Genomic DNA, 11,948 nt, shown 5'->3' with positions numbered 1-11,948 from the left:
AGTTAAAGCCCCAAAAGGTTTCATATCTATAGCAACCAGGCTGCTCCCATTGAACCTCTTGACCTTGTTTTGAAGTATCCCTATGGCGTCAAACTTAGCGCAGAATCTAGCAACCTTTCATTAATTAGCCAGCTAAATGGTTTGAGCTTCTGTTTGCACTCACTGCCGGCGTACCGCAATAATCTTGTAGAAATCGCCATAAGGCCAGTAGCAATAGGACGTAAAAAGCGAAGCGTCACACCGTACTTATTTGCAGGTTCACAAGAATCTGCCCAACAAAACGCCATCATGTATACCTTCATGGCCGACTGCAAAGATCATGACTTAAATCCAGAAGCTTGGTTAAATCATATTTTGAAAAAAATCCCATTAGCAAGCATCATAGAATTAGCAAATCTACTTCCCGAATATTTCAAGAATCTGGACAGAGGTAATTAGAGGGTTACCGAGTTCGGTTTTTCTTTGCAAATCCAATGACCCTATGCCCTATTTATATAATGGCCTTAGGGGGAGAAGGGGCGACTGCTTACCTAGAATACCTCAATATCGGACCGTACAAATTTAAAATCGGGCAAAAGTTACTACACTACAGCCATATAATATCAAACAAAATAGTCATTTTTCATAATTATTAACATGCAATAACCAATCAAACCAAATTTTAAGATTATTATACTCATAAATGCAGAATATTGGTTATGTTATCTCTAAATTTAGTTACTCAACCGAAATGCTAATCACTTAGAAGGCAACAATGATTTTGATCGATGAAAAAAAATTACTGGAGCAAATTGCCCTTGGAAACGAAAAATCATTTTCCACCATCTATGACTTTTACTACCCTGAGATTCGAAGATATGTTTTAAAATTTGTCAAATCAGACGAATATACCGAAGACCTATGTCAAGAAATATTCTTAAAGGTCTGGGATATCCGCGGCAATCTGGTCTCTATCTTTTCTTTTAGAGCCTATCTATTCGTCCTGGCTAGAAATATCACATTTAATTTTCTCAAACATGCTGCCATGGAAAAAACGGTGCAGGAAGAAATAATGAGAAGTTCCTTTGTATTGAATAACTACTCAGAAGAGGAATATCAAACAACCGAATATCTGGAATTTATAGACAGGGTGCTCGCACAGATCCCACCCCGTAGCAGGGAAATTTTTGAATTATGTCGGGTAGATGGCCATACTTATAAGGCCACAGCCGAACAACTAGGTATTTCTAACAACGCTGTTAAAAAACATATGATCCGAACCATGAAATACCTAAAAAATACTATTTTAAAGGAATTTGGTCTCTCCGTAACTTGGATAGGGGTCGCTATAGAACTTACTTTCATTTAATGTATTTTACTTATTTTATTTTGCAGAATACGATAAATGTGAAATTTTATCGGAGCAAGAGGTACCCTATTCCAAATATTAATTGTCTTTTCATCAAACCTGCAACGAATGAGTGAATCAGAAATCAATGCTGAAATAGTTAAAAAGTATATCACGGATAAGGCCTCACCCGACGAGATGAAAGTCTTCTTTTATCTCCTAAAAGAGGGCAAACTCGACGGGGAACTACGAAAGCACATGGATTCGGAAATAAAAAATGGGCTTATGGATATTGAAAAGAAGGAAATTAAAACGGTACAGAAGAAATATGCCTGGGATTGGCGGATAGCCGCATCGATCCTACTGCTTATTGGAGCCGGATTCCTTACCTACCTGAATCCTTCCTGGTTGCCTTGGCGAAATTCGGAAATCAACTTTTCGTATATAGCTACCGGCAGATCCGAAATCAAAAAAATCATACTATCCGACGGCTCTATTGTTTGGTTGAATGCCTCCAGCAAGCTTAGGTATCCAGTACAATTTGAGAAAGCCAAGCGAGAGCTATTTCTAGAAGAAGGGGAAGCTTACTTCGAAATTGAACGAGACGAAAAAAAGCCAATGGTGGTCTTTGCGGCAGGTACAGAAACGAAGGTGCTTGGTACGAAGTTTAATATTCGGTCCTATAATTTCCTTCCTTCCGTCCAAATAACAGTAACCAATGGAAAAGTTTCAGTTTCAACAAAATCGATAAATGAGCAAAATACCCTGCATTTATTACCCAATCAGAGGGCGAGTTTTAACCGTTTAGATGCCCTCACCTTTCAAGATTCTATCCATGCTGAAAATGCCTTGGGATGGAAACAAGGGAGAATGATATTTGACAATGAATCTTTAAAAGATGTGGTAGCTGAACTGCAACAAAAATACAATACCCCCATTGAATTCGAAAAAAGCGGTCTTCAAAACATACGTCTTTCGGCCGAGTTTGAATCAAAAGACTCATTGCCTGATGTCCTCGAGGCTTTGAGCCTTGCCAATAACCTAGAATACGAACTTGAAAATGGAAAAGTGTTACTAAAATCAGTCAAATAACTTAAACCTTAAACGTATGAAATAAACTCTCACCACCTTAAGAAAGCAAAACGGCAGGCAAAATGCCCGCCGCCTTATTTCGGATAAAACTACTCAGCGCGCAACGCCAATCACCTGCTGGGTAGCTATCTAGTGCTTGCGTATGTTTTCACATTTACAACAAAACATGTCAAATTTATGAAAAATTATCTCTATCGTGCACGGCTCAGTACTTTAGTTTTCAGAATGATGAAATATTCTTTAATTGTAATGCTTCTTATTGCTTTAGGAACACCGCTACTATTGGCTGAACCGTCTCAAGGGCAGGCCTTAAAAGATACGCGAATGGATCTTACGATTCAGAACGGAAGCTTGAAAGATGCTTTAACGCAGATCAAGCAGAAAACGAAGTTCAAGCTGATCTATAATGAAAGCCTAATTTCAACTTATAAAGTAAGTGTAACCGTCAAAAATGAGCGACTCGATCTGCTATTAAGAGACCTACTCAAGGACACCAAACTCGATTTCAGAGAAAGTGATGGAAAGGTAATTCTGTTTGAAAAACCACCTGTTCCTGTGAAAAAATCCCCAGCAGAAACATCTTCATCACTTACCCCTGTCCTCAATCTTTCGAAAGAAATCGATAGACAAATAACGGGTACTATTATCGACAGGCAAAATGAGGAAGCCCTTCCCGGCGTTTCTGTACTCGTAAAGGGAACCAATATTGGGGCAATCACGGACGTAGAGGGTCATTATGTACTTCGTGTACCCGATAGCGGTCCTGTAGTCTTGGTATTTTCATTTATCGGCTATAAAAAACATGAAATAGAAGTCGGAAACTCCAAGATAGTAGATGTAGCACTCGATACGGAACTGAATCAACTCAATGAACTGGTCGTAACAGGGTATACCACCCAAAATCGAGCGGAATTTACGGGATCAACTTCTCATATCAGTGGCGATGCCATCGCCAGTCGTCCTGTCACCAGCTTCGACCAGGCCCTAGCCGGTCAGGCGACTGGGGTAAGCATCATCTCAGGTGGTGGTGCTTTGAATGAAGCCCCAGTTTTTAGAATAAGAGGCTTTAACTCCATACAACTAAGTTCTTACCCTTTGATAATCATAGATGGAATTACCTCTTTTACTGGCGATGTAGGCAATTCAGCGGAGAACAACCCCTTATCCGATTTGAATCCGAATGATATTGAATCCATGGAAATTTTAAAGGACGCTTCAGCAACGGCCATTTATGGGTCCAGGGCCGCTAACGGGGTGGTTGTGATTACCACCAAAAGAGGGAAAAAGGGGAAAGCCAAGGTGAACTATGATGGATGGGTAGGACTGAACACCAAGCCCATTCTCCCAGAACTCTTAGGGGCAGAAGATTACGTCATGATCAAGAATGAAGCCAGGATCAATACGGGTCTAGCGCCAGCTTTCAATCTGCAGCAAACAGCAGACGGTGGCTTTGTCGACACCAGGTGGTACGACTATATCTACAAAACGGGGACCTCCCATAACCATAACTTGAATATTTCGGGAGCCACAGAAGCGACCTCCTATTTCGCATCCCTTGGCTACAGCAATCAAGAGGGTTTTATGATCAAAAACACCTTTGAAAGAACCAATGTAAGACTCAATTTAGATCATAAGGTAACCAAAAAGCTGTCCTTCGGTACCAATATCACCTACAGCAATTCTGAAAATTCCAATTTAACGAGTGGAACGGGAGCTGCATTTTCGCTCAATAATCTAGCCAGGATGGGGATGGTTTTGCCTCCTAATCTAAGTCCCTTCAATGAGGATGGAACCTATAATATTGTTGGAAATTCAATTGGATATGGGGCCAATTCCATTTTAACGGGCTATTACAATATGCTTCCCCTGATTGAACATGACAAATTCACGTCGGAAAGTAACTCCTTTATGGGCTCTGCTTATGGGGAGCTTGAGATCCTCAAAGGTTTGACGTTAAGAACCAATTACAGTGTCAATATCCTGAACACCGAAAATAAGTCGTTTAACAACCCGTATCAGGCTGGCGGGTTTTCAACTAACGGCTCGGCCAACAACTCGATGAATAAGAATAAAAGAATTGGCTGGACCAATACCCTGAATTACACCACCACCATTGCTACGGACCATAGTCTTTCCATTCTGGCAGGAACTGAGGTGATTCAGACCAGTTCAAACGACTGGGGAGTGACCAGACAAAACCTGAACGATCGATTTTTCGATACTTTTGAAGGCGGATGGGCCACTTTACGAACTTCATCGGGGAGTTTTGCTGAAGATGCTTTTCAATCCTATTTTTCGAGTGTCAACTATGATTTCAAGAAAAAATACTTGCTGAGTGCAAGTTTCCGTAGAGATGGTTTCTCTGGACTTGCGATGGGACATAAATATGGGAATTTTGGGGGAGCATCGTTGGGCTGGAATATTTCGGAAGAAGATTTTTTCAAGAACTCTACCCTATCCACATTCATCACCGGACTTAAGCTCCGAGGTAGCTACGGACAAGTCGGCAACGTCAATATCGGCGAATACTCCTCGCTGTCACTTTACGAGTCCGCCACTTATGGAGGACTCGCCACTACCCTGAGTCCATCTCAAACGGGAAATACAGACCTGCGATGGGAGACCAGTAAAAAAACCGATTTCGGAGTAAATATTTCCTTGTTTAACAATAGAGTTACCATCGATGCCGATTATTATAAAAACAATATCGACGGCATGATATTGGATGCAGTGCAAGCCCCTTCGAAGGGAATACCCGGAAATACCATTACCTACAATGTGGGCTCCATGTACAATTCGGGATTTGAATTCGACTTAAATACCACATTGATCAATAATAAGGATTTCCGCTGGTCGGTCAATTTCAATGTAAGCACCTTGAAAAATGAGGTTACCGAACTGGCCAATAATAATACCGACATCTGGTCGAGTGGCCTTGAAACCTCCAATATAACCAGAGTAGGCCACTCCATAGGAGCCATTTACGTGGTTGAGACTACAGGTGTTAATCCTGCCAACGGGCTCCGGAAATACCTGAATAGAAATGGCGAAGAAGTACAATACAACCCGGTGGGTTCATCATGGACCTATCTCGACGACGGACCGGCCCCAGCCTTGGACGCTTTCGGAGACGGTTATGTAGCAGGCAACTCCATACCTTCCTATTATGGCGGATTTAACAACACAATTTCCTTTAAAAACTTCGACCTTACGGCCAATTTCGTTTATTCCGGTGGCAACAAAATGTACAACGGAACGAGGGCAACCCTGCTTGATAATCGTTTTTTTAATAACCAGACAGATATCCTAAGGCGTTGGACCACCCCTGGACAAATAACAGATATCCCGAAGTTGCATTATAACGATCAATACGCCAGTGGATCCGTACTGATGCATTCGGCTAATGTAGAGAATGGTGGCTATGTTAAGCTAAAAAATATATCGCTAGGATATAGGGTTCCTGTGAAAATTCTGCATAAAGTGGGCATCTCATCCATGCGTATTTACACCTCAGCTACAAACTTCTTGATTCATACCAAATATACCGGTTCTGACCCCGAAATTTCAGCCAATGGAAATTCAAATACCCAGGCCGGACGAGACAAGAACGCCGTTCCTGCAGGCAAGTCGTTTACTCTAGGACTCAATATTGGTTTTTAATCATTAAACCCAAAAACGAAATGAAAAATTTCAAAACATACTTTCGCAAATTGGTGAGTGCCCTATTCATGATTATACTCCTGTTAGCCAGTATAGCCTGCGACAAGGACCTATTGGAAACGGTACCGACCACCAGCATTTCAAGCTCCAATGCATTCGACACCCCCGAACGGATCGACGCCCAAGTGAACGCCTTGTATTTATCGGTTAAGAGTTCTCAGTTTTATGGTGGCAGATATACCATCTATCAGGAATTACGGGGCGATGAATTCATATTAAACAAACCCAATGTTCAAACTGGACAACTCACCTGGAGTCATACCGTAAATTCGAGTACGAGTGAAGTGCAAAATTTATGGGGAAATGCCTATGCATCCATCAACCTTATTCATATTTTCATGGAAGGGCTGGAACTGAATAAGGCCAAAATTAGCAGCGAACTATACACCCATTTTATGGCAGAAGGCAAATTTTTACGTGCCTTAAGTTACTTAGCGCTCGTTCAACAATATGCCCGCCCCTATATTGAAGATAAGGGGGCTAGCCCGGGTCTACCTTTGCGTCTGAAGGCCGAGCTATCGGTACAGAATAACGCCCTGGCAAGGGTGAGTGTGGCAGAAATATATAATCAGATCCTTCAGGATCTGAACGATGCCGAAACTGGCTTACCCCTTACCTATGCCAACGCCGCAACCAATACGACCCGTGCGCATCAAAACACGGCCATAGCATTAAAAACACGGGTTTATTTAATTCAAGGTGAATATGCGAAGGTAATGAGCGAAGCGGCAAAAATAGTCCCTCTTCAAGCACCCTTTCAGGCAGCTACAGGCGTGGGTCATAAGCTGGAAGCCACGATCACCGATGTTTTCTTAGGGACATATACAGGGAATGAGGCCATTTTTTCCTTACCCATGAGCAGTTTAGATGCGCCTGGTGGGCAGAATTCCCTAGCCTATTATTTCACCTTTAATCCGGGTAATGCCGAGTACTTTTTGAATGTGAACGGCACTGTTTCCGACCCTGTTTTTAGTAGTACCTCTACCGATCAGCGTAAGAATCTGGTGGTCATACAACAAGGTTTACCATGGCTGTACAAATTCAAAGTAGCATCGACCTATGCCGATTACATCCCGGTAATCAGATACGCCGAAACCCTGCTAAATTATGCAGAAGCCGCAGCACAGACAGGCAACCTCGATTTGGCCACCGACTTGCTCAACGCCGTCAGACAAAGGTCAGATCCAGCGTACAACTTTCCTTCTGAAAAAATAGCGTTACAAGGTGCATTGATTACAACCATTTTAGAAGAAAGAAAAATTGAACTACTTGGTGAAGGATTTCGGGTTCCCGATCTGCAGCGAACCCTTCAGCCCTTACCAGCAAAGGCCGGCCCAGCAGCATCGTCCCCTGAAGTAGCTCCCTCCGAAAGCAAGTACATTTGGCCTATTTCAGCAGCCGAGCTGTCTACCAATGAGCTAATGGTACCAAATCCTTAAAAGCTCAAACACAACCTAAAAGTATCCAATTATCAAACAGTTAATATATGAAATTTAACATTTTAGTTGTAGTAGGACTATGCCTTGCCAGCACAAGTTCTTTTGCGCAAGGCCGACCGTCCGCCACCCCGGCCACCCGATCTCAAACCCCGGCAACTTCAATTTCTTCTGTTACTCAAGGTTATAAAAAAGCGGATGGATTTTTCCCCTTTTACTATGATGAAAGTACGAGTAAGATACTGCTCGAGGTGGACAAATTGGACCAGGAATTTTTGTTCTTCAATTCACTTTCAACTGGTGTTGGTAGTGGCGGTCCGGAGCGCGGACAAGGGAGCACTGGAATCATGAAATTTATAAAAGTGGGGCCAAAGGTATTCTTAATGCAGCCCAATTATAATTACCGAGCCATAACAGAGAGCAAAGATGAAGCCTACGCCGTAGAAAACAATTTTGCGAGCTCCATCATTTTTGGCTTCGTTCCATTGGCGATAGAGGCCGATAAAATTTTGATAGACCTTACCCCCTTTATCATTCGGGATAGTCAAAAAGTTGGAGACCGAATGACTAGTCGGCGTGGTGGGGCGTCAGGAGGCGGAGCTTATCGTCTAGATGAGTCCCGTTCAACTGTGTTCATGGAGAACACTAAAAACTTCCCTAAGAACACCGAATTCGAATCCTTATTGACCTTCACTGGCTCGGGCGGCGCCCAAACTAGCAGGCGGGGTTCGGGAGGGATTGCCCCCGATCCTACGGCCATTACGATACGCATGCATCAGTCCTTCGTTGAGCTCCCCGATCCGGGCTATAAACCCCGGAAATTCGACCCTCGCTCTGGAATGAATATGCACAGCTATATGGACTTCTCAGCACCGATGACCGAACCGATCGTCAAACGATTCAGTCGTAGGCACCGGCTAATAAAAAAGGATCCCAAAGCGAAGATGAGTGAAGCCGTTGAACCCATCATCTATTATATAGACAGGGGAGCACCGGCGCCCATTAAAAAGGCCCTTATTGAAGGAGGAGCCTGGTGGAATCAAGCATTTGAGGCAGCGGGCTACAAAGATGCCTTCCAGGTCATGGAACTCCCCGAAGGAGCTGACCCTATGGATATCCGCTATAACATCGTCAACTGGATCAATAGAACGGGAAGTCCCCGGGGTTTTTCTTCTGGGGCCTCCTACACTGACCCACGGACCGGTGAAATTATCAAAGGTGTTATTACCTTGGGTTCTGACCGCCATCGTCAAGATTATTTGATTATGGAAGGCATTTTGCAACCCTATGAAGACGGAAAGCCCGTTTCAAAACAAATGGAAGAGGTGGCCCTGGCCCGGATTAGGCAACTATCCGCCCATGAAATTGGTCATACCCTGGGCTTTTTCCACAATTTTGCAGCCAGTATTAAAGGCCGAGCCTCGGTGATGGATTATCCTTTCCCAAAATTTACTACGAAGCCCGATGGTACCTTCGATGTTTCGGACGCCTACGCTAAAGGTATTGGGAGCTGGGACAAAAGGTCGGTAATCTGGGGATATTCGGAATTCCCCGCAGGGGCCAACGAAGATGAAGAACTCGATAAAATAATACAGGAGAATATTAAGCAGGGATACCAATTTATACCTGATATTGGAGGTCATACCCACCCCAACTCTCACCAGTGGGATGATGGTGAAAATTCCATAGTAGAACTGAACCGCCTCATGGCGGCAAGAAGGGTATTGCTCGACAGATTTTCGGAAAAAGCAATCGTAGAAGGAGCGCCTATGGCCACTTTAGAAGAGGTACTTGTACCCATCTATCTATTACATCGCTACCAGATAGAGGCCGTCTCTAAAAACGTCGGAGGATTATATTTTACCCATGCCCTGAAAAACGACGGCCAAACGGCAACCAAGATGGTGGAGCCCGCCGAACAATGGAAAGCCTTGGATGCACTGCTAGCTACCATTACACCAGATGCGCTGACCATTCCAGAACAGCTGATCCAAAAAATCCCCCCTCGACCTTCCGGCTATTCCGGAGTAGGGGAAATCTTTGATCGACATACCGGCCCAACCTTCGATCCAATGGCCGCGGCCGAAACTGCTGCCGGCACAACACTGGCATATCTTTTGAATTCCGAAAGGGTAGCCCGTTTAATAGAATACAATGCACGAGATAGTAAGCAACCCGGCTTCATGGCCGTGGCCGACAAATTGATAGAAAGTACTTGGAAAAAGCCCCTAGAAAGCGGATACCGTGGAGAATTACAAATTCTAGTAAATAATCTTACGCTCAAAGCATTTCTAGGCCTTGCCGCTGACACTGAAGCATCCGAAAGTGTAAGAGGCGAAGCCCTGCTTAAAATAGACGGGTTGCAAAAATGGATGACTTCTATCGTAGAGCAAGCCCCGCTCAAACAGAAGGCCAATTTGTTGTTTGGACTGTCTCAGATTGGAGCATTTAAAGCAAATCCTGATAAATTTAAGCCCGCTTCTGTATTATCAATGCCGGCAGGTGCACCAATAATGGGTGGAATGGACTTTTTGGACTGCGATGTAATGGAGTTTTAATACTATCCTTAACAAAGATTATTCTGGGACACGATCTGTATTTTGGCAGATCGTGTCTCATTAGTTCTAGGTAAATGTAGGCTGAAAAAGTCAATTGAAAAGAAAATGGTATTATTCCAGCTTTAGTATTTAAGCCAAGGAACGGACTTGTACACCAAAGATAAATCCCCGGTATGCCCGCTCAGAATAAAATACCGTTTCCTTAAGTCTTATCGTCCCCCACTTGTTCCTCCTTCTAATTTAATATGCAATTCTGCAAAAAGGTCGTAACATACGTTTTTCAAAAGCAGCTCTGACAGTCATTATTGAATCCCTTAAAAAGTTCACCTATAATCCCGATATTTAAAAGATATAACATAAAAAAGTTCCTGACTTCTTGATTCTCTGCCTTGCTTATTTAGTAGAATAGAGTACTCTTTCCCCTAAAGTACTGTACGCCCCATCTTTCCGGAGCAGTCAGGTCCGCTCCCCCACTTACATGCCATTTACCTATTACGGCATTGCTATAACGGCTGCCAGTTTGATCGTCGATGTCTTTTTGTTTAATCGTTTCACTGTCTGCCAGTCTTCCCCCTTCGAACCAACACCCGTTCTAAAACTATACTGCCCGGTCAGCAGGGCCGCTCGCGTGGGAGAACACTCTGGATGGGCCCATAAATTGGTAAAGGTAATTCCATTCCTAGCTAAGGAATCTAAGGTAGGTCTACTGGCCTTTGAACTGTTGATTCCGGGATAAGCCCCAAAGGCATCCCAACCCATATCGTCGGCGATAATCAAGACAATGTTCGAGGGGGTCCCATCCTCTTCCTCATTTATGGCTATTTGTTTCTTACAAGAGGCAAAAATAAAGAGGAGTAATATGGGAAGTAAAAGTAGCTTGTGAGTTATTATCGAATGGTTTTGAATCATAGACTCCCTCTAAACCATATGTTTTAAGCTACTAACAAGGTTATTTTTAAATCGGTAGAGGCCAGGTTTGGTTTAGACCATGTTCCACTACTGATTAGTTAACAATGGGAGTATGGGTATTGGGCTGATCGCTAATTCGAAGTGTTCAGGCCAGTGTTATCCGAACAAACTCTGCCAATTTGTAGGACATAACATAGCTATTAGAAAATAAATGTTAATCTATTATTTAAGCTACCATTTCTCAGTGGCTCCCCTTTTGGATTAATCCTATTATAAGAGAGCAGCACTTAATCATGTACTGCCTGGGCCAAAATTCCCACTCACCCAATTATCTCGTACCACGCTCAGACTGGTATGTATGAGGGTATAAGTGTTTAAGACTTATTATATGAGTCATTATTGATATCCATTAATAATTCTCTGCTATCGATGTTTAAGACTTGCATTCCATACTGTTAAGTATTAGCAAGGTAATGTAGACTTTAATTCAAAACCCATAAAATCGAATTTGCTTCGGGTAGTTTCCTAGTAGGTTCTTCGTTAGAATTGGTGACGTCAATATATATGGGAAACGGATTCATATAAAAAACACGACAATAGTTCTAATACTATGCAAATAGCTATATCGACGTCAAATACTTAAAGTGATTTAATGATTCAATATTTTACAGGAAATTGATTATAATAAACTCCAATTTTTAAACAATTTACTGGCTTATTTGGGCAGCAAAGCCAAATCATTAAAGATTTGATGTAATCTTGGCTTCACCAAGGTTGACTAAGAACCGCATGTTGCCCCCCAGTAGTCGGGTATAATACTCCCCAGAATTAGGGCCACTGTTAAAATTTAATTTTTAATCTTAAATTAGTGGAACTATGAGAGCAAAAAGGAGAAAATTCAGTTCA

At 42.7% G+C, this 11,948-nt stretch carries 7 protein-coding genes; 6 read left to right on the top strand and 1 reads right to left on the bottom strand.

The window, feature by feature from the left end; translation table 11 throughout:
• Positions 1–69 precede the first annotated feature (69 nt).
• The 6 genes from CLV98_RS18465 to CLV98_RS18440 all read left to right on the top strand — a co-directional run bounded on the left by CLV98_RS18465 (position 70) and on the right by CLV98_RS18440 (position 10,133).
• Complete coding sequence (locus CLV98_RS18465) at positions 70–438, top strand: hypothetical protein (protein WP_109676712.1); 369 nt, start codon at positions 70–72, stop codon at positions 436–438.
• A 316-nt stretch (positions 439–754) separates the two neighbouring features.
• Complete coding sequence (locus tag CLV98_RS18460; RefSeq protein WP_109676710.1) at positions 755–1,348, top strand: RNA polymerase sigma factor; 594 nt, start codon at positions 755–757, stop codon at positions 1,346–1,348.
• Positions 1,349–1,456: 108 nt separating this feature from the next.
• The gene (locus CLV98_RS18455) at positions 1,457–2,419 is read left to right on the top strand and encodes a FecR family protein (protein ID WP_109676708.1); all 963 of its coding nucleotides are present in this window, start codon (positions 1,457–1,459) and stop codon (positions 2,417–2,419) included.
• Between the two features lie 177 nt (positions 2,420–2,596).
• Entirely contained in the window at positions 2,597–6,079 is a 3,483-nt protein-coding gene (locus CLV98_RS18450; protein WP_109676705.1) for a SusC/RagA family TonB-linked outer membrane protein, read from the top strand.
• 20 nt (positions 6,080–6,099) lie between these two features.
• A complete protein-coding gene (locus tag CLV98_RS18445; RefSeq protein WP_211320067.1) occupies positions 6,100–7,578 on the top strand; it encodes a RagB/SusD family nutrient uptake outer membrane protein in 1,479 nt (492 codons plus the stop codon).
• A gap of 47 nt (positions 7,579–7,625) precedes the next feature.
• On the top strand, positions 7,626–10,133 hold the full coding sequence (locus tag CLV98_RS18440) for a zinc-dependent metalloprotease (RefSeq protein ID WP_109676703.1): 2,508 nt from the start codon (positions 7,626–7,628) through the stop codon (positions 10,131–10,133).
• 492 nt (positions 10,134–10,625) lie between these two features.
• Here CLV98_RS18440 and CLV98_RS18435 read toward each other — a convergent pair whose 3' ends face one another.
• Positions 10,626–11,042 (bottom strand): sulfatase-like hydrolase/transferase, encoded by a 417-nt coding sequence (locus CLV98_RS18435; protein ID WP_109676701.1) that lies wholly within the window; start codon positions 11,040–11,042, stop codon positions 10,626–10,628.
• Positions 11,043–11,948 lie beyond the last annotated feature (906 nt).

It is taken from the genome of Dyadobacter jejuensis (assembly GCF_003149085.1).
Taxonomy (GTDB): Bacteria; Bacteroidota; Bacteroidia; order Cytophagales; family Spirosomataceae; genus Dyadobacter; species Dyadobacter jejuensis.
The sequence above is the reverse complement of the archived record's forward strand: the minus strand, read 5'-3'. Positions and strand labels throughout refer to the sequence as shown.